Annotated in this window: 20 protein-coding genes; 9 read left to right on the top strand and 11 right to left on the bottom strand. The window is 72.7% G+C overall.

Annotated elements, in window-relative coordinates; genetic code table 11:
• Positions 1 to 4 precede the first annotated feature (4 nt).
• Both gatB and M8C17_RS29545 read left to right on the top strand, forming a co-directional pair.
• Positions 5 to 1,504 carry an Asp-tRNA(Asn)/Glu-tRNA(Gln) amidotransferase subunit GatB gene (gatB, locus tag M8C17_RS29540; RefSeq protein ID WP_252419857.1) on the top strand — a complete coding sequence of 500 codons (1,500 nt, stop codon included), beginning with the start codon at positions 5 to 7 and terminating at the stop codon, positions 1,502 to 1,504.
• Between the two features lie 120 nt (positions 1,505 to 1,624).
• Entirely contained in the window at positions 1,625 to 3,982 is a 2,358-nt protein-coding gene (locus M8C17_RS29545; protein ID WP_252419858.1) for a pyruvate dehydrogenase, read from the top strand.
• Positions 3,983 to 4,021: 39 nt separating this feature from the next.
• Here the strand turns inward: M8C17_RS29545 and M8C17_RS29550 are convergent, their stop codons facing one another.
• The 3 genes from M8C17_RS29550 to M8C17_RS29560 form a co-directional block, all read right to left on the bottom strand.
• Positions 4,022 to 5,584: a metallophosphoesterase gene (locus M8C17_RS29550; RefSeq protein WP_252419859.1), complete on the bottom strand. Its 1,563-nt coding sequence runs from the start codon at positions 5,582 to 5,584 to the stop codon at positions 4,022 to 4,024.
• Positions 5,585 to 5,645: 61 nt separating this feature from the next.
• Entirely contained in the window at positions 5,646 to 6,818 is a 1,173-nt protein-coding gene (locus tag M8C17_RS29555) for a sorbosone dehydrogenase family protein (protein WP_252419860.1), read from the bottom strand.
• 92 nt (positions 6,819 to 6,910) lie between these two features.
• Positions 6,911 to 8,728: a GAF domain-containing SpoIIE family protein phosphatase gene (locus M8C17_RS29560; RefSeq protein ID WP_252419861.1), complete on the bottom strand. Its 1,818-nt coding sequence runs from the start codon at positions 8,726 to 8,728 to the stop codon at positions 6,911 to 6,913.
• 176 nt (positions 8,729 to 8,904) lie between these two features.
• Here M8C17_RS29560 and M8C17_RS29565 point away from each other — a divergent pair, with 176 nt between their 5' ends.
• Positions 8,905 to 9,831, top strand: a complete 927-nt coding sequence (locus tag M8C17_RS29565; protein WP_252419862.1) for a 2-hydroxyacid dehydrogenase — start codon at positions 8,905 to 8,907, stop codon at positions 9,829 to 9,831.
• 9 nt (positions 9,832 to 9,840) lie between these two features.
• Here the strand turns inward: M8C17_RS29565 and M8C17_RS29570 are convergent, their stop codons facing one another.
• The gene (locus tag M8C17_RS29570; RefSeq protein ID WP_252419863.1) at positions 9,841 to 10,218 is read right to left on the bottom strand and encodes a PH domain-containing protein; all 378 of its coding nucleotides are present in this window, start codon (positions 10,216 to 10,218) and stop codon (positions 9,841 to 9,843) included.
• Between the two features lie 216 nt (positions 10,219 to 10,434).
• On the opposite strand from M8C17_RS29570, the gene M8C17_RS29575 reads away from it, so the two are divergent.
• The gene (locus M8C17_RS29575) at positions 10,435 to 12,840 is read left to right on the top strand and encodes an EAL domain-containing protein (RefSeq protein ID WP_252419864.1); all 2,406 of its coding nucleotides are present in this window, start codon (positions 10,435 to 10,437) and stop codon (positions 12,838 to 12,840) included.
• A gap of 22 nt (positions 12,841 to 12,862) precedes the next feature.
• Here the strand turns inward: M8C17_RS29575 and M8C17_RS29580 are convergent, their stop codons facing one another.
• Positions 12,863 to 13,882 (bottom strand): LacI family DNA-binding transcriptional regulator, encoded by a 1,020-nt coding sequence (locus M8C17_RS29580; RefSeq protein WP_252419865.1) that lies wholly within the window; start codon positions 13,880 to 13,882, stop codon positions 12,863 to 12,865.
• 386 nt (positions 13,883 to 14,268) lie between these two features.
• On the opposite strand from M8C17_RS29580, the gene M8C17_RS29585 reads away from it, so the two are divergent.
• The 5 genes from M8C17_RS29585 to M8C17_RS29605 all read left to right on the top strand — a co-directional run bounded on the left by M8C17_RS29585 (position 14,269) and on the right by M8C17_RS29605 (position 20,766).
• On the top strand, positions 14,269 to 15,549 hold the full coding sequence (locus M8C17_RS29585; RefSeq protein ID WP_252419866.1) for an extracellular solute-binding protein: 1,281 nt from the start codon (positions 14,269 to 14,271) through the stop codon (positions 15,547 to 15,549).
• An 87-nt stretch (positions 15,550 to 15,636) separates the two neighbouring features.
• On the top strand, positions 15,637 to 16,656 hold the full coding sequence (locus M8C17_RS29590) for a carbohydrate ABC transporter permease (RefSeq protein ID WP_252419867.1): 1,020 nt from the start codon (positions 15,637 to 15,639) through the stop codon (positions 16,654 to 16,656).
• Positions 16,657 to 16,721: 65 nt separating this feature from the next.
• Complete coding sequence (locus M8C17_RS29595; RefSeq protein ID WP_252419903.1) at positions 16,722 to 17,564, top strand: carbohydrate ABC transporter permease; 843 nt, start codon at positions 16,722 to 16,724, stop codon at positions 17,562 to 17,564.
• The gene (locus M8C17_RS29600; RefSeq protein ID WP_252419868.1) at positions 17,561 to 20,011 is read left to right on the top strand and encodes a glycoside hydrolase family 2 protein; all 2,451 of its coding nucleotides are present in this window, start codon (positions 17,561 to 17,563) and stop codon (positions 20,009 to 20,011) included. The genes M8C17_RS29595 and M8C17_RS29600 overlap by 4 nt, the downstream gene beginning before the upstream one ends.
• A gap of 209 nt (positions 20,012 to 20,220) precedes the next feature.
• A complete protein-coding gene (locus M8C17_RS29605) occupies positions 20,221 to 20,766 on the top strand; it encodes a hypothetical protein (protein ID WP_252419869.1) in 546 nt (181 codons plus the stop codon).
• Positions 20,767 to 20,869: 103 nt separating this feature from the next.
• On the opposite strand, the gene M8C17_RS29610 is transcribed toward M8C17_RS29605, so the two are convergent.
• From M8C17_RS29610 to M8C17_RS29635, 6 genes are read right to left on the bottom strand one after another with little or no spacing between them, the layout of a single operon-like run.
• Entirely contained in the window at positions 20,870 to 21,613 is a 744-nt protein-coding gene (locus tag M8C17_RS29610; RefSeq protein WP_252419870.1) for a copper homeostasis protein CutC, read from the bottom strand.
• Positions 21,610 to 22,626: an asparaginase gene (locus M8C17_RS29615; RefSeq protein ID WP_252419871.1), complete on the bottom strand. Its 1,017-nt coding sequence runs from the start codon at positions 22,624 to 22,626 to the stop codon at positions 21,610 to 21,612. The genes M8C17_RS29610 and M8C17_RS29615 overlap by 4 nt, the downstream gene beginning before the upstream one ends.
• The gene (locus tag M8C17_RS29620; RefSeq protein ID WP_252419872.1) at positions 22,623 to 23,492 is read right to left on the bottom strand and encodes an amino acid ABC transporter permease; all 870 of its coding nucleotides are present in this window, start codon (positions 23,490 to 23,492) and stop codon (positions 22,623 to 22,625) included. The genes M8C17_RS29615 and M8C17_RS29620 overlap by 4 nt, the downstream gene beginning before the upstream one ends.
• Entirely contained in the window at positions 23,489 to 24,133 is a 645-nt protein-coding gene (locus M8C17_RS29625) for an amino acid ABC transporter permease (protein ID WP_252419873.1), read from the bottom strand. The genes M8C17_RS29620 and M8C17_RS29625 overlap by 4 nt, the downstream gene beginning before the upstream one ends.
• A 16-nt stretch (positions 24,134 to 24,149) precedes the next feature.
• Complete coding sequence (locus M8C17_RS29630; protein ID WP_252419874.1) at positions 24,150 to 25,115, bottom strand: glutamate ABC transporter substrate-binding protein; 966 nt, start codon at positions 25,113 to 25,115, stop codon at positions 24,150 to 24,152.
• A gap of 19 nt (positions 25,116 to 25,134) precedes the next feature.
• Entirely contained in the window at positions 25,135 to 25,863 is a 729-nt protein-coding gene (locus M8C17_RS29635; RefSeq protein ID WP_252419875.1) for an amino acid ABC transporter ATP-binding protein, read from the bottom strand.
• Positions 25,864 to 25,980 lie beyond the last annotated feature (117 nt).

Raw genomic sequence — 25,980 nt, forward strand, 5'->3', positions numbered from 1 at the left:
CCAGATGACGACGACGCTGCCCGCGTACGACGAGGTCGTCGCGCGCTACGAACCGGTGATCGGCTTGGAGACTCACGTCGAGCTGGGCACGAACACCAAGATGTTCTGCGGCTGCCCGACCGACTTCGGTGGCGAGCCCAACACCCGGGTCTGCCCGGTGTGCCTGGGCCTGCCCGGTTCGCTGCCGGTGGCCAACAAGGCGGCCATCGAGGCGATCATCCGGATCGGCCTGGCGCTGAACTGCTCGATCGCCGAGTGGTGCCGGTTCGCCCGGAAGAACTACTTCTACCCGGACATGCCGAAGAACTTCCAGATCAGCCAGTACGACGAGCCGATCTGCGTCGACGGCTACCTGGACGTCGAGGTCGGCGGCGAGACGGTGCGGATCGAGATCGAGCGGGTGCACCTGGAGGAGGACACCGGCAAGACGCTGCACGTCGGCGGCGCCACCGGGCGCATCCACGGTGCCACCGAGTCGCTGGTCGACTACAACCGGGCGGGCATCCCGCTGGTCGAGATCGTGACCAAGCCCATCGCGGGCACCGGCTCGCTCGCCCCCGACGTGGCCCGGGCGTACGTCGCCGAGCTGCGGGACGTGATCCGCACCCTCGGCGTCTCGGACGTGCGGATGGAGGAGGGTTCGCTGCGCTGCGACGTGAACACCTCGCTCAACCTGCCGGGGCAGGAGTGGGGCACCCGCACCGAGACCAAGAACGTCAACTCGCTGCGTTCGGTGGAGCGGGCGGTCCGCTCGGAGATGCTGCGCCAGGCCTCGGTGCTGGACGCCGGCGGCCGGATCACCCAGGAGACCCGGCACTTCCACGAGGACACCGGCGACACCACCCCGGGTCGCTCGAAGGAGACCGCCACCGACTACCGGTACTTCCCGGAGCCGGATCTGGTGCCGATCGCGCCGGACCCCGCCTGGGTGGCCGAGTTGAAGGCCGCCCTGCCGGAGCTGCCCCGGGTGCACCGGCGTCGGCTCCAGCAGCAGTGGGGGCTCTCCGACCTGGACATGCAGTCGGTGCTGAACGCCGGTGCCGTCGAGCTGATCGAGGCCACCGTCGCCGCCGGCACCACCCCGGCCGCCGCGCGCAAGTGGTGGCTGGGTGAGCTGTCCCGCCGGGCCAACGAGAGCGGCGTGGAGCTGGCCGACATCGGCGCCACCCCGAAGCAGGTCGCCGAGCTGCAGGGCCTGGTCGACGCCGGCAAGCTCAACGACAAGCTGGCCCGTGCGGTCCTGGAGGGCGTGGTCGACGGCGAGGGCTCGCCCACCGAGATCATGACCAACCGGGGCCTGGAGGTCGTGTCGGACACCGGCGCGCTCACCGCCGCAGTGGACGAGGCGATCGCCGCCAACCCCGGCATCGCCGACAAGATCCGCAGCGGCAAGGTCGCCGCCGCCGGCGCGCTGGTCGGCGCGGTCATGAAGACCACGCGCGGCCAGGCCGACGCGAAGACCGTCCGCGAACTGGTCCTGGAGCGCCTCGGCGTCCAGGGCTGAGACCCACCCGGAGCAGGCCGTCGCCGTGACCCGGCGGCGGCCTGCCACCCCTGTCGCGTACGCGGCCACCCCGCGTCCCCCTCGCGAGGGCGTCAACGGCGACGCCCGGATGGAGTCACCGTGAACCACCACGACCTCGACGTGCTCGACGAGATCCAGCGGCGGGTGCTCTGGCTCGCCACCCGGATCGTGGACGCCGCCAACCACGACCGGGCCACCGGTGACGGGGTGAAGGTCGGCGGTCACCAGGCGTCCAGCGCCTCGCTGGTCACGGCGATGACCGCGCTCTGGTTCGCGCACCTGGACGCCGAGGACCGGGTGGCCGTCAAGCCGCACGCCTCCCCGGTCTTCCACGCCATCCAGTACCTGCTGGGCAACCTGGACCGCTCGTACCTGCCCCGGTTGCGGGCCCGCGGTGGCCTCCAGTCGTACCCGTCACGCACCAAGGACCCCGACGAGGTGGACTTCTCCACCGGCTCGGTGGGTCTCGGCGCGGCGGCACCGCTCTTCGCCGCCGCCACCCGCCGCTACGTCGACGCGCACTTCGGCGCCCGGCCGCACTCCCGGTTCGTCGCGCTGATCGGCGACGCCGAGCTGGACGAGGGCAACATCTGGGAGGCGGTCGCCGACCCCGCCACCACCGGCCTGGGCAACGTCATGTGGCTGGTGGACTTCAACCGGCAGTCGCTGGACCGGGTGGTGCCGGGCATCCGGATCAACCAGTGGCGCGGCCAGTTCGAGGCGGCCGGCTGGCACGTCGTGGAGGTCAAGTACGGCCGCCGGCTCGCCGAGGCGTACGCCCGGCCGGGTGGCGCGGTGCTGCGCGACTGGATCGACGCGATGCCCAACGAGCAGTACCAGTCGCTGTTCGGGCTGGCCGGCCCGGCGCTGCGCAAGCAGTTCCTGGACGGCGCGCCGGCCGAGGTGGGCGCCTTCGTGGAGGGCGTCGACGACGAGGAGCTGGGGCCGCTCGTCACCGACCTCGGCGGGCACGACCTGCAGGCGATGCTCGACGCGTACGCCCAGTGCGACGCGGTCACCGACCGGCCCAGCGTCGTCTTCGCGTACACGGTCAAGGGGTGGGGGTTGCCCATCGCCGGCAACCCGCGCAACCACTCGGCGCTGCTCAGCACTGAGCAGGTCGACGCGTTGCGTGCCGCGCAGGGGTTGACCGCCGAGACCGAGTGGGACCGCCTCGACCCGGCGTCACCGGCCGGCATCCGGGCCGGCGCCCGCCGGGAGGCGCTGTCCCGCGCGCCCCGCGAGCGGGCGCTGGGGGTCACCGTCCCGGAGAGCACGGGAGTACGCGCCAACAAGCCGATCTCCACGCAGGAGGTCTTCGGCCGGGTGCTGGTGGACCTGGCCCGGGACCGGGAGGTCGGCCGCTACCTGGTCACCACCGCGCCGGACGTGGCCACCTCCACCAACCTGGCCGGGTTCATCAACAAGACCGGGGTTTTCGCCCCCACCGAGCAGCGTTCCTGGACCGAGGACCGGATGCTGCGCTGGACCGAGAGCCCCGCCGGGCAGCACATCGAGCTGGGCATCTCCGAGATGAACCTGTTCCTGCTGCTCGGCCAGCTCGGCCTGTCGTGGGACCTGTCGGGGCAGCCGCTGCTGCCGGTGGGCACCGTCTACGACCCGTTCGTGCTGCGGGGCCTGGACGCGTTCCTGTACGGCACCTACTCCGGCTCCCGGTTCGTGGTCGCGGGCACCCCGTCGGGCATCACCCTGGCCCCGGAGGGCGGCGCGCACCAGTCCACCATCACCGCCTCCGTCGGCCTGGAGCTGCCCGGGGTGACCTTCCTCGAACCGGCGTACGCGGCCAGCCTGGACTGGCTGCTCTGTGACGCGCTCGGGCAGATCGCCGGCGGTTCCGCCCCGGCCGCGACCGCCGCACCCACCGAGGACGGGGCGTACTACTTCCGGTTGAGCACCCGGCCGCTGGACCAGGCGCCGTTCGAGGCCGCCCGGGCCCGGCTCGGTGACGCGGTGCTGCGCCGGCAGGTGGTCGCCGGGGCGTACCGGTTGGTCGACGCGCATCAGGCGTACCCGCACCTGGCCGACGCCCCGGTGGTGCAGCTGGCCGCCTCCGGCGCGGTGCTGCCCGAGGTGCTGGCTGCCGCGGCCGAGTTGGCCGAGGAGGGCGTCGCCGCGCACGTGGTGGACGTGACCTCGCTGGACCGGCTCTACCGGGCGTGGCAGCGCACCCTGCGTCAGGGCGTGCGGACGGCCACGGTCCCCAGCGTGCCGGGCGCGCTGCGGTCCGCGTTCGCCGACCGGGTGCCGGTGGTGACCGTGCACGACGCCGCGTCGCACGCGATGGCCTGGCTCGGTTCGGCGCTGGGCGCGCCGGCGGTGCCGCTGGGGGTGGACGAGTTCGGCCAGTCCGGCAGCGTGGCCGAGCTGTACGAGCTGCACGACCTGCTGCCCGGCAGCATCGTCAACGCCGCTCTGGCCGCCCTCGCCCTGCGCTGACGTGCACGCTCCCGACGCCGCGACGTCAACCCTCGGGGCTCAGCGGGTCGGGGTGGGGGTGACCGAGGGGGACGGCCCGGCGGTCGGCCCCTCCACCACGTGCCGTTCCAGGTTCACCTGGGCCTGCCCGGTGCCGCCGACGGTGATGTCGTCGTACGCCTGGAGCATCTTCTGCTGGTCGAAGTAGAGCACGCTCATCGACAGCGGGGTCGGCTTCTCACCCTCCAGGCCGCGCAGCCCGGCACCGCCGGTGGAGCCCTCCACCATGAGCGTGGTGGGCTGCTGACCGGGTTCCTGGGGCAGCTTGGAGACCTGCCGGGAATGGGTGTGCCCGGCCAGCACCAGCGGGCACGTGCCGGCGAGCGGCCCCGCCGACGCCGGATCGTGCACTAGCGCGATGTTCACCGGCTGCGGCGAGCGGCGCACCGTGGTGGCGAGCTGCTCGCCGGCCCCGATCACCTGGTCGGCCACCTGCTGGGTCAGGCCGCTGCCCGCCGGAGAGGTGTTCTTGTCCGGGGTGAAGCGGGGGTCGCCGATGCCGGCGATGGTCAGTCCGGCCACCGTGGTCGTCGTGTTGTTCAGCACGATCGCGTTCGGCTGCCGGGCCACCGCAGCACCGGTGCGGCCCGAGTCGTGGTTGCCCCGGATGAAGACGTACGGCTTCTTCAGCAGGCCGATCGACCCGACGAAGGAGGCTTCCGGCTCGCTGCCCCAGTCGGTGATGTCCCCGGTGTCGATCACCACGTCGATGCCGAACTGCTCCACCACCGTCCGGATCAGCTGCCAGCCGGTCGGGTTGAGGTGCATGTCGGAGACGTGCAGCACCCGGGTCGTGCCCGGCGCCGGCTCGTACACCGGCAGCGCCGACACGGTCGTGTAGAGCTGGCTGACGTTGCCGACGATGCGTTGCAGCTGCTCGGCGTACTTGGTGTAGTCGTTGGCGATGCGCCGGGCGTCGCCCACGATCGCCGGGGCGTTGACCAGCAGCCCCTCGTAGCGCGGCTCCTCGATCGCCTGCGGTCGCAGGGTGGCCGCCGCCGTGCCGAGGCTGCCGGCGGTGACCAGCAGGGCGAGCCCACCCGCCCAGGCCGTCCGCCGGGTGTCGCGGAAGATCAGCCCGGCCAGGATCAGGGTGACCAGCACCGCCGAGGCCAGAGTCCGCAGGCCGAGTCGCATCACCCCGGACCGGACGTCCTCGACGGCGCTCTGGCTGGCCCGGCTGATGCTGGCCGGGTCGTCGAGCAGCGCCTCCGTGCGCCCCTGGTCCAGCGCGCCCAGCCGCACCGTGAGGTGCGTCGGCCCGTCGTGGCTGTCCAGCAGCAGGGCGCCGAGCGGAGGCACGTCGACGGTGGTGCCGCCGTCGCTGGCGGGGGAGAGGCTGAGGTTGGCCCGGAACGGCCCGATGTCGGTGGCCACCCGGCCGCCGGCCAGCACCCCGAGCACCGCCCCGGCCAGCGCCACGGCGACTACGGCGAGGATCACGCCGGTGCGGCGCACCGGACCCGGCCGGCCGCCACGAGCCGAGCGACGCGTCTCGCCACCGGTCACCGGGTCGTCCCGGTCACCGGCGTCGTCGTGCTGCTCGTCGTGCTGCCCGTCCATGCTGAGATTCTGACCTGCCCGTCGGAGGATCTTGGCAAACCTGAACGGATGGTGACGAAGGTCAGCTCCGGCCGCCGTCGCCGCCGGCGAATACCACCCGTAGGAGGCGGTCGTCGTCGGCCGCGGGGTTGCCGCGCCCGTCGTGGTTGGAGGTGCTCACCCAGAGCGATCCGTCCGGCGCGGCGGCCACCGCGCGCAGCCGGCCGTACCGGTTGGTGAGCAGCTCGCTGGGCTGACCGAGCAGCGTGCCCGTGTCGGTCAACTCCATCACCCACAGTCGCTTGCCACGCAGGCAGCCGGTGACCAGCAGCCGGTCCGTGGCGGCCAGCCCGGAGCAGGAGGCGTCCGAGGTCCCCCACTGGGTGATCGGGTCGCTGTACTTCCGGTCGCCGGCCCGCCCCTCGACCTGCGGCCAACCGTAGTTGCCGCCCTTGGTGATCTGGTTGATCTCGTCCCAGGTGTTCTGGCCGAACTCCACGGCGTACATCCGCTTGGCGGCGTCCCAGGTGAAGCCCTGCACGTTGCGGTGCCCCAGCGACCAGACCGGGGACCCGGGGTACGGGTTGCCGGCGGAGGGCTTGCCGTCCGGCGTGATCCGCAGGATCTTGCCGCCGAGGCTCTTCGCGTCCTGGGCGAGGGGGCGCTCGCCGGCGTCGCCCGTGCTCACGTAGAGCTGCCCGTCCGGCCCGAAGCCCAGCCCTCCGCCGTTGTGGACGTTCGCCTTGGGGATGCCGGTGAGGATCGGGGTGGGCTGCCCGCCGAGTTGCAGCCGGACGACCCGGTTGTCCTGCTCGGACGTGTAGTAGACGAAGAGCGTGCGGTCCTTGGCGTAGCCGGGGGAGACGGCGATGCCGAGCAGGCCGCCCTCGCCCGCCGCCGCCACGTCGGTGATCGTCTGCACCACCCGGACCCGTAGCCCGTCCGGCCCGGACTCCGGGCCGACCTGGAGGATCCGGCCGCTGTCCCGCTCGGTGACCAGCGCGCCGCCGTCGGGCAGGAAGCCGATCGCCCAGGGCACGCGCAGGCCCTTGGCGAGCACGGTCGCCACCGCCTGCTGGCCGGCGCCGCCAGCGCTTGCCGACGCCGACGGGGTGGGCAGGTTGGGCGGCTCACCGGCCGGGTCCGGCTCCGGCTCGCCGAAGCTGCAACCGGCGGCGAACAGCAGCGCCGCGCAGGACGCCGCGAGGGCCGCGCGGAGACGGCGGCTGCGGGAGTACGGGGGACGGGCGCTCACCCGGCCCAGGGTAGCCCGCCGGAGCACCCGGCCGTGCCCGACGCGATCCGACAGTCGCCGGTCGCAGCCACCGGGCGGCCCCGCTGGAGGACTCAGTGGGCCCGTACGGCCAGCAGCGCGGTGTCGTCCTCACGGTGTTGGATCGAGGCGAGCAGCAGGTCGCACAACTCGTCGAGGGGCAGCGTGTCGCTGCCGGCCAGCCGGCTCCGCAGCTCGGACAGGCCGTCGTCGATGGATTGGTCCCGCCGCTCGACCAGCCCGTCGGTGTAGAGCAGCAGGGTGTCGCCGACGGCCAGACCGGTCGAGTGGCTGGTCCGCCGTACCGGCCGGGCCAGGCCGAGCAACGCCTCCGGCGGCGCCTCGAGGCTCTCCACCGTGCCGCCGGCGCGGATCACCAGCGCCGGCGGGTGGCCGGCGTTGCACCAGGTCACCTCCCGGACGCCGGAGGACCGGGGACGGATGCGGACGAGCGTCGCGGTGGCCGCGATCGGGAGCCGCAGGCCGCGGATGGCGCCGTCCAGGTGCGTCATCAGCTCGCCGACCGCGTCCTGCCGGCCGAACGCGTTGCCGCGCACCAGGTTGCGCAGCTGGCCCATGGTCGCCGCCGCCTCGATGTCGTGCCCGGCCACGTCCCCGATCGCCGCGATCAGGTCACCGTCGGGCTGGACGAAGGCGTCGTACCAGTCGCCGCCCACCTCCACCCGGTCGGCCGCGGGCTGGTAGCGGGCCGCCAGCTCCAGCTCGGGTACGAGGGGCAGCCGCGGCAGCATGCTGTGTTGCAGGACCTCGGCGACGTGTCGTTGCTCGCCGTACATCGAGCTGTTGCCGATCGCCTGCCCGGCCCGGCGGCCGATGTCCACCGCCGTGAGCAGGTCGCGGTCGTCGAACTGCTGGCGCTGCGGGCCGTTGACCAGGGTGATCGCCCCCAACACGGTGCCACCGGCGGCCGACACCGGCACGCTGAGGTAGGAGGCGATGCCGAGGCGTCGGGCGATCGCTGCCATCTCCGGATCCGTGGTGCCCCGTGCCACGTCGGCCACCGACGCCACGCCACCGAGCCGGGGCTGGCCGGTCCGCAGCACCGCCCGGATGACCGAGTCGCTGCTCAGCCCGGTACGCAGCAGCTCGGCGAAGCGGTCCACGTCCGCCGTCCGGGCCGGGTCGCAGTGCACCGCGACCACCTCGCGGGGCAGGCCGGTCGGCCCGACCAGGGTGAGCAGGCACCAGTCGGCGAGCAGCGGCACCATCGTGGCGGCGAGCCGGCGCAGAGCGATGCCCACGTCCAGCGTGCCGCCCAGCGTCTCGCTCACCCCGGCGAGCAGTTCCAGTCGCTCGTGCGCCTGCACGGCACGTCGGCCCGCCTCCTGCGCCCCGTCCAGCGCGATCCGTAGCCGCAGCTCCGACGAGCAGGCGGCGGCGAGGTCGGCCAGCGTCCGCAGCTGCCCCGCACTCCAGGCCCGGGGCTTGCTGTCGATGGCGCAGAGCGCGCCGAGCACCCGGCCGGACAGGTCGGTCAGCGGCATCCCGGCGTACGCGACCACACCGAGGTCGGCGATGGCCAGGTTGTCGCGCACCCGGGGGTAGAGCCGGGCGTCCGGCAGCACCATCGGCACCTCGATGTCGACCACGTGCTGGCAGAACGAGTGGCTCAGCGGGGTCTGCCGGCGTTCCGCCCAGGGTTCGGGCAACCCGACCGCTCCGGGAAAGAACTGCCGGTCGGCGGAGACCAGGGAGACCAGCGCGACCGGCACGTCCAGCAGGTCGCTGACCAGGCGGGCGAACCGGTCGAACGCCTCGTCCGGGGCGGCGTCCAGCCCGGTGTCGGCGAGCGCCCGCAGCCGTGCGGGGTCGCCGAGCGCCGGGGGTGGGGCGGTCGCGCGTCGGGGGCGCGCGGTTGAGCCGTCGGTCATCAAGCACCTGTCTGCGGGAGCGGAGGCCGAGCGGCCGCCGACCCTTCGTTATACCTTCTCCGTGCCCGAGCCGAACCTCGGTGTGCCGAGTCTCGCCTGCCCCGACGCCGCGCGCCACCCGGCGGTTGCCGCCGTGCCCGCACCGGCCGTCACGTTGGGGGCTATCGTCGGCGGACGTGAAGGTATGGATCCCGCACCAGGCCGGCCTGGACCTCATCGGCGAACTGCCCCAGGACGTGACGGTGGAGGTCGTCGAGCACGCCGACCGGCTGCCCTCGCCGGTGGCCGGCGTGCGGTTCTGGGTACCGCCGTTCCTGGCCGGTTCGGACGCGACCGCACTGCTGCACGAGCTGCCCGACCTGGCGGCGGTGCAGCTGCTCTCCGCCGGCGCGGACGCCTGGGCGGGCCGGACACCGCCCGGTGTCACGTTGTGCGACGCCCGTGGCGTGCACGACCCGTCCACCGCCGAGTGGGTCGTCACCGCGATCCTCACCCAGCTGCGGGCGTTCCCGGCGTTCGTACGGGCTCAGGCCGACCGTCGGTGGGCGTTCGGCGAGTTCGCCCCGACCGACGAGTTGACCGGCAAGCGGGTGCTCATCGTCGGTGCCGGCTCGATCGGCACCGCGGTGCGGGACCGGCTCGCCCCGTTCGAGGTGAGCTTCACCCTGGTCGCCCGCACGGCCCGGCCGGAGCAGGGGGTGCACGGCGTCGAGGACCTGCCCCGGTTGCTGCCCGAGGCCGACGTGGTGGTGGTGCTGGTCCCGCTCACCGACGCGACGCGCGGCCTGATCGACAAGGAGTTCCTGGCCGCGATGCCGGACGGTGCGCTGCTGGTCAACGCGGCCCGGGGGCCGGTGGCCCGTACCGAGGCGCTCGTGGCCGAGCTGAGCACCGGGCGGATCTCGGCGGCGCTCGACGTCACCGACCCGGAGCCGCTGCCCGCGGACTCCCCGCTGTGGACGATGCCGAACGTGCTGCTCACTCCGCACGTGGCCGGGTCGGTGCGGGGTCTGCTGCCGCGCGCCTACCGGTTGGTCGGCGATCAGGTGCGGCGGTTCGCCGCCGGCCAGCCGTTGATCAACACGGTGGTCGACGGCTACTGATCGGGTGGCTCAGCCGGTCGCGCCGGGCAGCGTCTGGCCGGTGGCCGCGACGAGCCGGGGCAGGTCGGTCCCGCGTACCGCCGGCAGGACGACCTGCTGGCCGTCGTCGAGCCGGGCGACCGCCCGCCCGCGCGGGTCGGTGGCCAGCTCGACGACCTGGTCCCAGGCGATGCGGCGCTGCCCGGCCAGGGCCCGCAGGCGCAGCTCCCGGGCGTCGGCGTCGGTGCCGGCCCGCCAGGCCCACAGGCCGACGGCGAGCGGGATGAGCAGCACCGGCAGCAGGTACCCCCGGGCGTTGGCCAGCGGGAGGGCACCGATGAAGGCGATGACCGCCGCGGCCAGGATGGCTTGGTTGTACCGGAAGCGGACGGTGTCGGGCGTACTCACCCTCCGATGATCCCACCCCCGGCCTGTCCGGGTCGCGGCGGGCGGTGCCCGGTCGGCCCGGCACACCGTACAGTGACACGGGTCACTGCCTCCTCCGGGTGACCGGCGCGTAACCGATTTGGCCGCCGATCGTTCTCGACTGTTGGGCAGCGGACCCGCAACGTCCGATGCCCGCACCGCCGCACCGCCCCGTGCCCCCTCACGAAGGCGACCGCCGTGCTCCTCGCGTACCCGTTCCGCGTCCTCGTCCCCCGCCGAGCGGCGCCGGAGGCCGCCGTGTCCACGGCGGTGGCGCTGCTTGTCATCGCTGGCGCCGCCGATCTGGTCCCGACCTCGGTGGTGATCGCGCTGGCCGGTGGCGCGGGCGCCACCCTCGCCGGGTTACGGCTCTCCCGCCTGGCAACGCGGCGATCCACCGATCCGCCGCCCACCGATCCGCCGCCCACCGAGCCATCATCCGCCGATCCCTCGCCGCGTGCGGCGGGGGTGCTGCTCGACGCGGCGGTGGTGGCGGCCGGTCTCAGCGCCGCCGTGCTCCCGCTGGTCGACACCGGGCACCGGGTCGCCGCGCTGGTCGGGTCGCTCGTCGTGGCGGCACTGTCCGCGGCCGGGCTGCTCCAGCTCCCGGGCCGGACGGCACCACCGGCCCGAGCCACGGCGCGCTCGTTGGTCGAGGCGGCCGTCCCGGCGATCGGGCTGGCCCTCGCCGGCTGGCTGCTGCTGCCCCGCGACACGCTGCCGGTACCCGGCCGGCTGGTCGCCGCGCTGGTGCTGGGCGTGCTGGGCATGGCCGCGCTCAGCGCGTTCACCGGCCCGTACCGGCGTGCGCCCGGCGCAATCTGCCGGGGTGGCGTCCTGCTCACCCTGGTCGGGTTGGCGCTGCTGGCCACCCTGCCGCCCGCGCCGACCGGCCGGGCGGCCCTGCTGGCCGTGCCGCCGCTGGTGCTCGGCATGCTGCTCACCGCGCTCGGCGCGGGCGACGCGGTGGCCGGAGCCGGCGAGGAGCCGGGGCCGGTCGCCGCGGCCTGGCCCCGGGCGGTGCTCCCGGCAGCGGTGCTGCTGCTGGCGGCCGGCCTGCACCTGGGCGCCGGCCGGGCGCCGGACCGGACGAGCGTGCTGCTGGCTCTGGCGGCGGTGCCGCCACTGGCGCTGCGTGAGCTGCTGCGCGCCGGTGACGCGGCCGTCCCCGAACGGCGTGCCGCCCACCGGCGGTCCAGCGGCCGGGCGGTCCGGCACCGCCGAGCGGGCCAGCCACGCCGGCTCGGGGCGCCGACCGGCAGGACCGCCGACGCGCCGGCCAGCTCCGACGGCGTCGGCTCGAGCTGGCCGCCCGACAGCGGTGCGACCTGGTCGGGGCTCGGCGGCCGGCCCGCTCCGGTCGGTGGCGGCGTTCCCGGAGACCGGGCGGCCCTGCTGGACGCCCTCGCCGCGATCGGTGACGTGCCGGCGCCGACCGGCGCGCTGCTGCTCGTGGACCTGCACGGGGCCGACGGGGTCGGGCCGACGGGCCGCGAGGACGTGCTGGCCGAGGCGGTCCGCCGGACTCGCGCGGTCATCGCACCCGATGACCTGGTCACCGGGTGCACGAGTGCCGGCTTCGCCGTGGTCACGGCGGCGGGCCCGGTGGTGGCGTACGCGCTGGGCACCCGGCTGCTGACCGCGCTCGCCCCGCCGTACGACCTGGCCGGGGCTGTGCTGCGGGTGCAGTCGAGCATCGGGCTGGCCGAGGTCAGCGGCGCCGGGCCGGCCGACGTGCTCCGCCAGGCCGAGTTGGCCCGGCGGCGGGCCGTGCAACTGGGCCGGGACCGGGTCGAGTGGTACGACGCGTTCCTGGAGGAGCAGCTCGTCCGCCGGCTCGACCTGGAACGGGAACTGCCCGGAGCGGTGGCCCGCGGTGAGCTGGACCTCGTCTACCAGCCGGTGCTCGACCTGGCCGACCGGCAGCCGGTGGGCGCCGAGGCGCTGCTGCGCTGGCGCAGCCCGGTGCTCGGCACGGTGCTCCCGGCCGAGCTGCTGCCGGTCGCCGAGGACCTGGACCTGGTCGGCGAACTGGAGTGGTGGGTGCTGGACCGGTCCTGCCGCCAGTTGGCCGACTGGTCGGCGGGCAACCGGGAGTTGTGGATGGCGGTCAACGTCACCACCCGGGAGTTGACGACCCCCGACTTCGTGCAGCGTGCCGCGGCCGTGCTGGCCGCGTACGGGGTGTCGCCGGAGCGGCTGGTGGTGGAGGTGGCCGAGCCGAGGGTCGCCGCCGACCTGTCGACGGTGGTGGCCCGGTTGGCCGGCCTGCGGTCGCTGGGCGTCCGCACCGCCCTGGACGACTTCCGGGCCGAGCACGCCTCGCTGGCCCAGCTCCGACGGCTCCCGATCGACCTGCTCAAGGTCGGCCCGGAGCTGGTGGGCGCCCGGCCGGACGGGCAGCCGCCGCTGATCGACGTGGTGGTCAACGTCGGCGAGCGGCTGGGCGTGGAGATCGTCGCCGAGGAGTTGGAGTCAGCGGCTCAGGTCGAGGGGGCGCACCGGGCCGGCTGCCGGTACGGGCAGGGCTTCGCGCTGGCCCGGCCGGCGACGGCCGAGCGGGTCGAGGCGTACTTCGAGGAGTTTCCCTCGGCGTCCCGCTGACCCGCCCTCGGGGTGAACCGGTTCACCTGTTTCGGGGCGGCGCGGTGCTGCCGCGCGGGGTGAGGTGCGGCGTCTCGTCCTGCACGCGGGTCGCGGGCTGCCCGGCGATGACGGCGAGCAGTTGCCGGGCGGCGCGTGCGCCGTACGCCGGGATGTCACGGCCCAGCGCGGTCAGCGGTGGGTGCACCAGCCGGCAGAGCGGCGAGTCGTCCCAGGCCACGATGGACAGGTCCCCCGGCACGGTGAGCCCCATCTCCTGGGCGACGGAGAGCCCGGCGATGGCCATCACGTCGTTGTCGTAGATGACCGCGGTGGGCCGCTGCGCGGAGCTGAGCAGTCGCCGGGTGGCTCGGCCGCCCTCCTCGCCGGTGTAGTCCGACCAGACCGTGACCGCGTCGACCAGGCCGAGCCGCTGGCACACCGCCGCGAAGGCCTCGGTGCGGATCTCGGTGTGCCGCAGGTCGGGCAGGCCACCGACCCGGGCGATCCGCCGGTGCCCGAGCGCGACGAGGTACTCCACCGCCTCGGTGAGCGCGGCCGCGTCGTCGGACCAGAGGCTGGCCAGGTCGCCGGTGCCACCCGGCCCGCCGATCACCACCGCCGGCAGTTGAAGCTGTTCCAGCGCGGGGATGCGGCGATCGTCGGTGCGGAGGTCGCAGACGAGCACCCCGTCGACCCGGCGCTCGCCCCACCAGCGTCGGTAGACCGCGATCTCGGCGTCGTGGTCGGCCACCACCTGGAGGGTGAGCGCGTACGAGCGGGCGGAGAGTTCGGCCTCGACGCCGCTGATCAGCTCCATGAAGAACGGCTCGATGCCCAGTATCCGGGCGGGCCGGCAGAGGGCCAGGCCGACCGCCTCGGCGGTGGCGGCGGAGAGGGCGCGGGCGGCGCTGCTCGGGCTGAACCCGATCTCCTGGGCGATGGCCAGGATGCGCTGGCGGGTGGCCTCGGAGACGCCGGGTTGCCCGTTCAGCGCGTACGACACGGCGCCCTTGGACACCCCGGCGCGTCGGGCGACGTCGGCGATGGTCGGCCGCTTCACCGGCGTGCTCCTCCACTCTCCGCCCACGGGGGTCGGGTCGCTTCCCTGCCGCGGTCACGCGTGGTGCTTCGGCGGCCTCAACCTAGCGCAACCGACGCCGACGGCCACCGGCCGACCGTCCAGGGTCGACCTCGACCGGCGTACTTGCCCGGTTCAGCGTACCGGTGCGGGGTCGGTACCTGAGCGCCGCCAGGTGCGCGGAGCAGCGAGAGAAAGCGCTCCACCACGCCTGTTTGCGCTCCCACGGGCACCACCTTGGCGGTGGTCGTGCGCCTTCTTAACAGGCCGTTGACACTCCCGGAACCGGGCCGTACGGTGACGGCACTTATCCGGTTCAGTCAACGTCTCTCGATGTCGGGAGCGTTCCCACTTGCTCGGAGGATGCCATGAAACGCTCCTGGACCCGGTGGGCCCGCGCGGTCACCGTGGGCACGGTCGGTCTCGCCCTGGTCGCCGCGTGCAGCGGCAAGAGCGGGCAGGATTCCGGTGCGGCGGACGGACAGGTCACCCTGAAAATCAACTTCTGGGGCGACTTCGGCCTGCAGGACCTCAAGACGACGTACGAGGCGGCCAACCCCAACGTCAAGATCCAGCTGAACTCCGGGGAGTACAACGCCCAGCACGAGGACCTGCAGAAGAAGCTGGTCGCCGGCTCCGGCGCGCCGGACATCGCCGCCATCGACGAGGGCTTCATGGTGCAGTTCCGCAGTCAGTCGGACAAGTTCGTCAACCTGCTCGACAAGGGCGCCGGGGGCTACGAGAGCAAGTACCTGCCGTGGAAGTGGAAGCAGTCGCTGTCGGCCGATGGCAAGACCCAGATCGGCCTCGGCACCGATGTCGGCGGCCTGGCCATGTGCTACCGCACCGACCTGTTCAAGGCCGCCGGGCTGCCCACCGAGCCTGACCAGGTCTCCGCCCTCTGGCCCACCTGGGACCGGTTCATCGAGGTCGGCCAGGAGTACACCGGTAGGAGCAACAAGAAGTTCATCGACGCAGGCAGCAACCTGTTCAACCCGATCCTCGGCCAGCAGCCGGTCGGCTTCTACGACCAGCAGGACCAGCTCCGGATGGAGCAGGGCCCGAAGATCGCCTTCGACTACACGATCAAGGCGATCGAGGCCGGCCTCTCCGCCAACCTGGCCACCTTCCAGGCCGACTGGGACAAGGGCTTCACCAGCGGCTCCTTCGCGGTACTCGCCTGCCCGGCCTGGATGCTCGGGCACATCAAGGACACCGCTCCCGGCACCCAGGGCAAGTGGGACATCGCCGCGGTGCCCGGTGGGGGTGGCAACTGGGGTGGCTCCTTCCTGACGATTCCCAAGCAGAGCCGGCACGCCGACGAGGCGTACAAGCTGCTGGAGTGGCTGGTCCAGCCGGAGCAGCAGATCGAGATCTTCAAGAAGGTCGGCAACCTGCCGTCGCAGCCGGCCCTCTACAGCGACCCGGCCATCGCCGACTTCAAGAACCCGTTCTTCAGTGACGCGCCGGTCGGCCAGATCTTCCCGAAGATGGCGCAGGGGCTGACCCCGCAGTACCTGGGCAAGAAGAACGGCCCGACCCGGGTGGCCGTGGAGAACGTGCTGATCCGGGTGCAGAACAAGACGCTGAAGCCCGAGGCCGCCTGGGCCGAGGCGGTCAAGGAAGCCGAGAAGGCCAGCACCTCCTGAGCCCACCGACGCGGGGGCGGGCCGAACAGCGGGCCGCCCCCGCGCCGCCCGCGCGTACCCCCGTCTCTTCGGCCCTGGAGTGTCCCGATGTCCACCACCCGCGCCGCGCCCGCGTCGTCGGGCCGCCGTGCCGCCGCCGGGCGGCACGGCCCCGGCACCGACCCGGACGACCGCCGGCTCAGCTGGCGCGACCGGCTGTACCGGTTCGACATGCGCTACATGCCGTACGTGCTGATCGCGCCGTTCTTCCTGATCTTCCTGGTCTTCGGCCTGTTCCCGCTGGTCTTCAACGGCGTCGTCGCCCTGCGGAACTACCGGCTGGACGATCCGACGCTGACCGGCTGGGCCGGCCTGGCCAACTTCCGCCAGCTCTTCGGCGACGAGGACTTCTGGAACGCGCTCTACAACACCTTCGGCATCTTCCTGCTCTCCTCGGTGCCGCAGCTGCTGCTCGCGCTGATCGTGGCGTCGCTGCTCAACCGCCGGTTGCGGGCGCAGACCTGGTGGCGGGTGGGCGTCCTGCTGCCGTACGTCACCCCGATCGTCGCCTCGACCATGGTGTTCAGCGTCTTCTTCTCCCGCGACTTCGGGATGGCCAACTGGGTGCTCGGCCTGTTCGGCATCGGCGACGGCGAGCCGATCAACTGGCGGGCCGACAAGCTGCACGCCTGGATCGCGATCGCCACGATGGTCAACTGGAAGTGGATCGGCTACAACGCCCTGCTCTACCTCGCGGCCATGCAGTCGATCCCGCGCGACGTCTACGAGGCCGCCGCGGTCGACGGGGCCGGCCCGTGGCGTCAGCTCTGGCGGATCACCGTGCCGATGATCCAGCCGGTGATCGTGTTCACCGTCATCCTCTCCACCATCGGCGGGTTCCAGCTCTTCATCGAGCCGATGCTCTTCGACCTCAACGCCCAGGCCGCCACCGGGGGACCCGACGGCGAGTGGCAGACCATCGCCCAACTGATCTACAAGGTCGGCTGGAAGGACCTCAACCTCGGCTACGCGGCCGCGATGAGCTGGGCACTCTTCCTCATCATCCTGGTCGTGGCCGGGATCAACACGCTGCTGACCAACCGACTCTCCGGAGGGCGATCCAGGTGAGCGCCGTCGACACCGCACCGCCCCGGCCGGCGGCAACCAGGACCCGCCGCCGTCGGGCCGCCCTGATGGGCCGCGCCCCGCAGGACACCCCGGCCGGCATCGGGACGTACCTGCTGCTGGCCACCACCATGCTGTTCGCGGCGTTCCCGCTGTACTGGATGTTCGTCATCGCTACCAGCAACGACGAGGCACTGGCCCAGATCCCGCCGGCCGTCACCCCCGGCAACCGCTTCCTGGTCAACCTGGACGAGGTCTTCTCCCTCCAGGACGTCTACTTCGCCGCCTCGCTGATCAACAGCGTCATCGTGTCGACCGTGGTGACCGTCTCGATGCTGTTCTTCTGCTCGCTGGCCGGGTTCGCCTTCGCCAAGCTGCGCTTCGCCGGCAGCCGGTGGCTGATGCTGTTCGTGGTGCTCACCCTCACCGTGCCCAACCAGCTCGGCGTCGTCGCGCTGTACATCGTGATGGGCAAGCTGGGCTGGAACGGCACCCTGCTGGCGGTCATCGTGCCCGGCCTGGTCACCGCGTTCGGCGTCTTCTACATGCGGCAGTTCATCCTCAACACCGTCCCCGACGAGCTGATCGAGTCCGCCCGGATGGACGGCGCGACCACCATGCGGGTCTACCGGTCCATCGTCCTGCCGGCGATCCGGCCGGCCCTCGCGGTGCTCGGCCTGCTCACGTTCGTGGCGACCTGGAACGACTTCCAGTGGCCGCTGATCACGCTGGGCGGCACCGACTACCCGACCTCGATGGTGGCCATCTCCGACCTGGCCAGCGGCAACTACGTCATCTACCGTCGGGTGCTCGCCGGCGCGTTCGTGGCTACCATCCCCCTGCTGATCATGCTGTTCATCGGTGGACGCCAGATCGTCCGCGGAATCATGGAAGGTGCGGTGAAGTCTTGAGCCGACAGGCAATTCACGACGGCTGGACCCTGCGGGCGACGCCCGGGGCGCAGGTGCCGGCCGGGATCGCCGGGTTGGACGTGCCCGCCACCGTGCCCGGTTGCGTGCACACCGACCTGCTCGACGCCGGGCTGATCGGAGACCCCTACCTCGACGACAACGAGCTGGCACTGGCCTGGATCGGGCGCACCGACTGGAGCTACCGGACGAGCTTCCGGCGCCCGGCGGGCGATCACGACCGGGTCGACCTGGTCTGCGCCGGCCTGGACACCGTCGCCACGGTCACCGTCAACGGCGTCGAGGTCGGCCGCACCGAGAACATGCACCGTGGCTACCGGTTCGACGTCCGGTCGCTGCTGCGCGACGGCGACAACGACCTGGTTGTCACCTTCGACTCGGCCTACCGCTACGCCGAGGCGCAGCAGCAGCGGCTCGGTGACCGGCCCAACGCCTACCCGGAGCCGTTCCACTTCATCCGCAAGATGGCCTGCAACTTCGGCTGGGACTGGGGGCCCACGCTGGTCACCGCGGGCATCTGGCAGGAGATCGGCCTGCACGCCTGGTCCACGGCCCGGCTGGCCACCGTCCGCCCGCTGGTCACCCTGGCCGGCCGGGACGGGCAGGTGGAGCTGCACGTCGAGGTCGAGCGGGTCGCGGACGTCCCGATGACCGTCCGGGCCGCCGTCGCGGGCGCCGACGCCGAGGTGGTCGTCCCGGCCGGGCAGCGCACGGCCGTGCTGACCCTCACCGCCCGCGAGCCCGCACTGTGGTGGCCCCGGGGGTACGGCGAGCAGGCGCGCCACCTGATGGAGGTGACGCTGCACGCGCCGGACGGCGAAACCCTGGACAGCTGGTCCCGGCTCATCGGCTTCCGCTCGGTACGCCTGGACACCACCCCCGACGAGCACGGCACCCCCTTCGCGTTGTCGGTCAACGACGTCCCGGTCTTCGTGCGCGGGGTCAACTGGATCCCCGACGACGTGTTTCCCAACCGGGTCACCCGGGAGCGGCTGGCCGGGCGGTTCGACCAGGCCGCCGAGGCCAACATCAACCTGCTGCGGGTCTGGGGCGGTGGCCGGTACGAGTCGACCGACTTCTACGACCTCGCCGACGAGCGCGGGCTGCTGGTCCAGCAGGACTTCCTGTTCGCCTGCGCCGCGTACCCCGAGGAGGAGCCGTTCGGCAGCGAGGTGGCCGCCGAGGCCACCGAGCAGGTGACCCGGCTGGCGCCGCACCCGTCGCTGGTGCTCTGGACCGGCAACAACGAGAACATCTGGGGCTGGCACGACTGGGACTGGCAGGAGCCGCTGGCCGGGCGCACCTGGGGTCGCGGCTACTACCTGGACGTGCTGCCCCGCATCGTCGGCGAGCTGGACCCGACCCGCCCGTACTGGCCGGGCAGCCCCTGGTCGGGCACCGAGGACATCCACCCGAACGATCCGGCGCACGGCACCACGCACATCTGGGACGTCTGGAACACCGACGACTACACGAAGTACCGGGAGTACGTGCCCCGCTTCGTCGCCGAGTTCGGCTACCAGGGGCCGCCCGCGTACGCCACGCTGCGGCGGGCGCTGAGCGACGAACCCCTCGCCCACGACTCACCCGGCATGGCGCACCACCAGAAGGCGACCGGCGGCGACGCCAAGCTCCAGCGTGGACTGGACGCCCACCTGCCCGCCCCGGCGGACTTCGACGACTGGCACTACCTGACGCAACTCAACCAGGCCCGGGCCATCCAGCTCGGCGTGGAGCACTTCCGCTCGCACCGGAGCGTGTGCGCGGGCACCATCGTCTGGCAGCTCAACGACTGCTGGCCGGTCACCTCCTGGTCCGCCGTCGACGGCGACGGCCGGCGCAAGCCACTGTGGTACGCGCTGCGCCACGCGTACGCCGACCGGCTGCTCACCGTGCAGCCCCGCGACGGCGGCCTCGCCCTGGTCGCGGTGAACGACGGTGGCACGCCGTGGCGGGCGTCGGCGTCCGTGACGCGGCTGACCCTCGCCGGTGAACCTCGGGCGAAGACCACGATGGAGCTGGAGGTCCCCGCGTACTCGGCGGTGACGCTGGCGCTGCCGGCGGAGCTGGCGCGGCCGGACGAGGCCCGGCGGGAGCTGCTGGTCGCCGAGGCGGGGGAGAGCGCCGAGCGGGCACTGTGGTTCTTCGCCGAGGACCGCGACGTCGACTGGCCGGCGGCGGCCTGGGACGCGACGGTCGAGCCGGTCGACGGTGGGCAGCGGGTCCGGGTCACCGCCCGCACGGTGCTGCGTGACCTGACCCTCTACCCGGACCGGCTGGACCCGTCCGCCGAGGTGGACGAGGCACTGGTCACCCTGCTGCCCGGCGAGTCGGTGACCCTCACGGTGCGCGCCGACGCGGCGTTGGACCCGGCCCTGCTGACCGTCCGACCGGTGCTGCGCTGCGTGAACGACCTGGCGAAGAGTTAGCCCTCCGGGAACTCGCGGCCGCCGGCCGCCTCTGCCGGAGCACGCAGTCGGACGAGCGTGATACCTCAGCGGCATTTTTATACCTCTGAGGTATCACGCTCGAGCGGTCCGTCGATCACGTGCCACGACCGGGGCTCCGCAGGCCGCCGTTGTCGCATAGCGGATAGCAGAGGCCCTGCCGGCCGGGCACGAGCGGTTCAATGACAGGTATGCGGGGGATCAGCGGCACGGCGACGGCGAAGGCACTCATCCTGGCGGCCATCCCGGCGGGCGCCGGTGGCTTCCTCGTCAGCGGCCGGTGGGCGATCGTCGCGATCGCCGCCAACCTCGTGCTGCTCGCCGCCGGCGGTGGCCTGTGGTGGTTCGAGGTCCGCTGGGCACGGCGCTGGCCCCGCCTGAACCGGGTCGGCGTACCCGACGACGTCCCGGAGCCCGAGGGCGACGGTGCCTACCGCGGCGCCGTCGACCACGGGGATCCCGAGTCGGTGGTGTTGGCCTCGCGGCGGGTCCGCAGGCATCAGCTGACGGTGTCGCCGACCAGCCGGGTCCGCCGGGCGGGCCTGCGGCGGTCGGTCACGGAAGAGTCGGCCGGTGGCGCCGGGGACCTGACGATGGTGGCGAGCACGTTGAGCCAGGTTCAGAGCGTGATCCAGTCGGCGCAGCGGACCGCCCGGTGGGAGCAGCTGTGGTGGTTGGTCGCGGGGCTCGCGGCGTCCATTCCGATCGGTGTGGCCATCAACCTCGCCACCGGGTAGGTGGATCGGGCGCGCACCGGACCGGCCCGGCGACGGCGCGAGCGAGCGGTGGACCTGAAGGGACATTCCTCCAGGTCCACCGCTGGTCAGAAGCGCGGGATGTTCAGGCCCGGGCGGCGGCGAGCACCTGCCCGACCAGCGCCCCGGACGTGCCGGACCGCTCGTACTCGGGCCGGTGCAGGGTGCCGCCCATCAGCGGTGCCGGGTTGCGGTGCACCGCCGGGCTGTCCGAGCTGACGAGCGCCGCGAAGTGGTACTCGTCGGCGCCGGTCGCCTCAACGATCCGGGCGATGTTGCGGGGGGTGATGCCGCCGCCCGGCATGATGATGATCCGCCCGGCGGCCCGGCGGACCAGGTCGGCGATGAGCGGGGCACCCTCCAGCACGCTGACCTCCTGGCCCGAGGTGAGCACGCGGTGCACACCCAGCTCGACCAGTTGCTCCAGCGCCGCGTACGGGTCGCGCACCATGTCGAACGCGCGGTGGAAGGTGATGCTGGCGTCGCCGGCGGCGGCGATCAGCCGGCGGGTGGTCGGCACGTCGACGTCACCCTCGGCGGTCAGCGCGCCGATCACGATGCCGTGCGCGCCGGCGGCCACCGCGGCCCGTACGTCCCGCTCCATCGCCTCGATCTCCAGCGGCGAGTAGATGAAGTCGCCGGCACGCGGCCGGACGATCACGTGCACCCGGATCCGGGTGACGGTGCGCAGGGTCGTCTCGATGGTGCCCAGGCTGGGGGTCAACCCTCCGTCGAAGAGCGCGGAGCACAGCTCCACCCGGTCGGCGCCGGCCTCCTCGGCGGCGACGGCTCCCTCGACGCTGTCGATGCAGATCTCGAATGTGCTCATGATTCTTCCTTTTCGGTGCGAGACGGTGCCCTGGTCCAATCGATGGCGGCGGTGACGGCGCCGACCGGTTCGCCGCCACCGAGCACCGGCACCCGGCGCAGCGCGTCGGCCCCACCGACCGGTACGCCCACGGCATCCAGGGCGGCGAGCACGACGGCGGTGGTGGCTCGGGGCGAGCCGTCGACCACCTTCACGGCCACCGCGTGACCGTCCGGCGTGGCCACGGCGAGGACGCCCTCGGCCCCGCCCTTGGCGAGCACACCGGGCAGCGCCCGCATCAGGTCGGTGTTCGGGTGCCCGTGCCAGCCGCCCACGTACTCGGGGTGCTGGCGCATGGCCTGCGCGACCCGCTCCTCGTGGCTGCCGGCGGGCGCCGTGACCAGCGCCTGGAACGTGCGGGCCAGGCCGGTCAGCGGCAGACCGAACAGCGGTGCGCCGCAGCCGTCGACCGCCACGTGTGCGATGGGCGTGCCCGCCAGCCGGGCGACCGTGGCGGCGGTCTCCCGCTGGAGGGGGTGATCGGGGTCGAGGTAGTCGTGCGTGCTCCAGGACCGGGCCACGCAGGCGACGAGCATCGCGGCGTGCTTGCCGGAGCAGTTCATCCGGATCCGCTCGCGCTGCCCGCCGGCCCGGATCAGCCGGTCCCGGGTCGGCTCGTCCTCCGGCCAGTCCTCCGGGCAGCCGAGTGCGTCCTCGGTCAGGCCCGCGTCGGCGAGCATCGCCCGGACCACCTCGACGTGCCGGTCGTCACCGGTGTGGCTGCCGGCGGCGAGGGCCAGCGCCGGACCGGTCAGCCGGTCGCCGCCGCCGAGCCCTCCGGCCGCCGCGACGCTGCAGGCCAGCGCCTGCACCGGCTTGAGGGTGGAGCGGGGAAGCACCGGCTCGTCGGGCACACCGGCGGCGCGGGCGACCGTGCCGTCCGGGGCGAGCACCACGACGCTGCCGTAGTGCCGGCTCTCGACGAAGCCGTTGCGGACGACCCGGGCCAGTTCGGCGTAACGGGGAATGGTCACCGGATGGTGTTCCCTTCGATGAGCGGCGGCGGCAGATCCCTGGTTCGTCGTCCGCGCCGCCCGGTGAGCCGGCCGTTGCGGGCCTGGAGTACGCGGGCGAACTTCGACAGCGACGCGTTGACCACCAGGTAGATGAGCGCCACCACCAGGAATGTCTGGATCAGCAGATGGGTGTACGAGGAGAGCACCTGCCCGCTGTAGAGCAGCTCGGTGTAGCTGACCACGAAGCCGAGCGAGGTGTCCTTGAGCAGCCCGACCAGTTGGCTGACCAGGGACGGGGCGAGCTGGAGCAGCGCCTGCGGCAGAACCACCAGCGCCATGACCTGTCCCCGGCGCAGCCCGACCGCGAGGCCGGCCTCGGTCTGCCCCCGGTCCAGGGCCAGGATGCCGGCCCGGAAGATCTCCGCGAACGCCGCCGAGTTGGAGACCACCAGCGGCACCACGAGCTTCCAGAACAGCGGGAAGTTCAGTCCGTACTGCGGCAGCGCGAACAGCGTCACGTAGATGAGCAGAAGCGCGGGCACGGTGCGGAAGATCTCCACGTACGCGCCGGCCGCCCAGCGGAGCGGTCGGTGTACCGACAGCCGGCCGAGTGCCAGCAGCAACCCGAGGGCGGAGCTGAGTACGGCGGTCGCTGCGGCGGCGCGGACGGTGGCCCAGAGCCCGGTGAGCAGGTACCGCCAGATCGGCCAGGTGGTGAACGGCTGCCAGCGCTCGGCGGCGAGTTCACCGTGGCTGGCGAACTGGTGCACCGCCGCCACGATGGCGCCGACCAGGACGAGCGCGCCCAGCACGGTGGCGATCCGGATGCGCCGCCGAGCGCGGGGGCCCGGCTCGTCGAAGAGGATCTGTCGGGTCTGGTTCATCGGACGATCGCCAGCCTTCGCTCGAGCAGGCCGGTGACCTGACCGATGATCAACGCCAGCAGCATGTAGGCGAGGCCCGCGCCGGTGAAGACGGCGATCGGCTGGGCCTCGAGGAGGTTCACGTTGTTGGCGGCCTGGGTCAACTCGACCACCCCGACGGCGGCGGCCAGCGAGGTGTTCATCAGCAGCGCGATGCAGATGTTGCCGATCGGCTGGATCACCGCCCGCAGTCCCTGCGGCAGGATCACGTGCCGCAGGGACTGGCCGAAGGTGAGCCCGATGGCGCGTGCCGCCTCGGCCTGGCCCACGCCGACCGTGTTGATCCCGGCCCGGATCGCCTCGGCCAGGTACGCCCCCTCGTAGGCGGCGATGACGATGGCGGCGGAGGTGAACAGCGGGAACGAGATGCCGATGGTCGGCAGCGCGAAGACGAAGAGCACCAGCAGCGCCAGCAGTGGCAGGTTCTGGAGCACCTCCACGTACGCCGTGCCGATGGCGCGCAGCAGCGGTACGGGGGCGATCCGCAGGGTGGCCACGATGATGCCGAGCAGCATCGCCCCGACGGTGGTCACGACGGTCAGTTCGACCGTCGTGACCAGGCCGTGGCCGAGTTCGCTCAGGTGGGCGGTGAGGGCGTCCATCGGCGTGGGAGGCTGCTCAGGATCCGTCGGCGGAACCGAGGGCCGGCGGGGTGGGCGCCCCGCCCTCGACCACCGAGCCGAGGGTGCCCTCCCAGACCTTCGCCCAGGTGCCGTCGGCCTGGATCTTCTTCAGCCAGTTGTTGATGAACTCCTTGAACTGCGCGTCATCCCGGTTCAGGCCGATGCCGTACGACTCGGTGGTGAAGGGCTCCCCGACCACCTTCATGCCCGGGTTGGCCTTGGCGTTGGAGGCGAGCAGGGTGAAGTCCTGCACGTACGCCTCGCCGCGGTTCTGCAGCAGCGCCTGCACCGCCTGCGGGTCGGTGCCGAACGCGACCTGCTTGGAGCCGGGGGCGGCGCTGGGCAGCGCGGTGACGGCGGGGGTGTTCGCCCCGACGATGACCGTCTTGCCGGCGAGGTCCTTGACGCTCTTGATAGTGGTGTCGTCCTTGCGGACCGCGACCGCCAGACCGGAGGTCAGGTAGGGCCCGGCGAACGCGATCTGGGTGGCCCGCTGCGGGGTGATGGTGTACGTCTGGAAGACGACGTCCACCGACTTGGCCTGGAGCATCGCCTCCCGGGTCTGGGTGCCGATGGTCGTGGTCTTCACCTCGGGCTTGCCGGTGATGTACTTCGCCAGCAGCTTGGCCATGTCGGCGTCGAAGCCTTCGATGGTGCCGGTGACCGGGTTCTGCTGGGACAGCAGCGGGGCGTCCAGGGAGCCGCCGACGGTCAGGTAGCCGCGCTTGCGGATCGCGTCCATGGTGGAGCCGGCGGGGATGTCCGCGTCGGTTGCCACCGGAGCGGCGTCGTACACCGACTGGGCGACGACGCCGTCGCCTCCCAGGCCGGGGTTGCCGGGCAGGGCCGGTGCGCTGCCGCCGTCGCCGCCGCAACCGGCGGCGGCGAGGGCCACCGCCACCGCGGTGGCGCCCAGCGCGAGCGAGCGACGCCTGGTGAAGCTCGTCTTGAGGATTGACATGCCACCCTCCCGTTGGGGGCTAGTGCTGGAGGATCTTGGACAGGAAGTCGCGGGCCCGCTCGGTGCGGGGGGCTGCGAAGAAGTCGTCGGGTGCGCCGGATTCGACGATCCGGCCGTCGTCCATGAAGACGACCCGGTCGGCGGCGCGGCGGGCGAAGCCCATCTCGTGGGTGACCACGATCATGGTCATGCCCTCGGCGGCGAGGGAGACCATCACGTCGAGTACCTCGTTGACCATTTCCGGGTCGAGTGCCGAGGTCGGCTCGTCGAAGAGCAGCACCTTCGGTCGCATGGCCAGCGCCCGGGCGATGGCGGCGCGCTGCTGCTGCCCGCCGGAGAGCTGGGCCGGGTAGTGGTCCGCCTTGTCGGCGATGCCGACCCGCTCCAGCAACGTCATGGCCTGCTGGCGCGCCTCGGCGCGGGAGATCCGGCGGACCCGCGTGGGGCCGAGGGTGATGTTGTCCAGCACCGTCTTGTGACCGAAGAGGTTGAAGGACTGGAAGACCATGCCGACGTCGGCGCGCAGCCGGGCCAGCGCGCGGCCCTCGGCCGGTAGCGGCTGACCGTCGATCTCGACGCTGCCCTGGCCGATGGCCTCCAGCCGGTTGAGGCATCGGCACAGGGTCGACTTGCCGGAGCCGGACGGCCCGACCACGACGACCACCTCGCCGGCTGCCACCGTGAGGTCGATGTCCTTGAGCACGTGCAGCGGCCCGAACCATTTGTGCAGGCCACGGACCGACACCATCGGTCGGTCCGGTCCTGTCGACCCGGCTCGGCCGGCGAGGTCGGACGCCGTCGTCGCTGCCACCACACGCCTACTTTCTTCGACTACAAAAGTAAGTTTGCTTCGGATCGAAGCAAC

The organism is Micromonospora sp. RHAY321 (assembly GCF_023896955.1).
Lineage (GTDB): Bacteria > Actinomycetota > Actinomycetes > Mycobacteriales > Micromonosporaceae > Micromonospora.